This is a genomic window from Bacillus sp. SIMBA_154, assembly GCF_046536015.1.
GTDB lineage: Bacteria > Bacillota > Bacilli > Bacillales > Bacillaceae > Bacillus > Bacillus pumilus_P.
Genome location: NZ_JAWJBV010000769.1, coordinates 1 through 228, shown reverse-complemented (window position 1 = coordinate 228; position 228 = coordinate 1). Strand labels below are relative to the sequence as shown.

Here is a 228-nt window from a genome sequence, read left to right as displayed (position 1 = left end):
CTACATCACTATGCCGCAAGCCGAGGGCATTATTGCTGGTAAAACAGAAATTAAAGTGCGTAGTGTAAAAATAGGTCAAATAGATCATATACGCCTTTCCGACAGCCAAGACAGCGTAATAGCTCGGGCACAAATAGATAAAAATTACGATAATTTACTTACCGAAGATGCCAGCATTTGGGTTGTAAAACCTCGCATAGATGAAACCGGCATTACTGGTATGAGTAC

At 40.8% G+C, this 228-nt stretch carries 1 protein-coding gene; it reads left to right on the top strand.

Translation table 11 applies throughout. From position 1 onward, the window contains the following. The coding region (locus R0K30_RS23975; protein ID WP_410613586.1) for an MlaD family protein at positions 1-228 on the top strand (228 nt) is incomplete at both ends.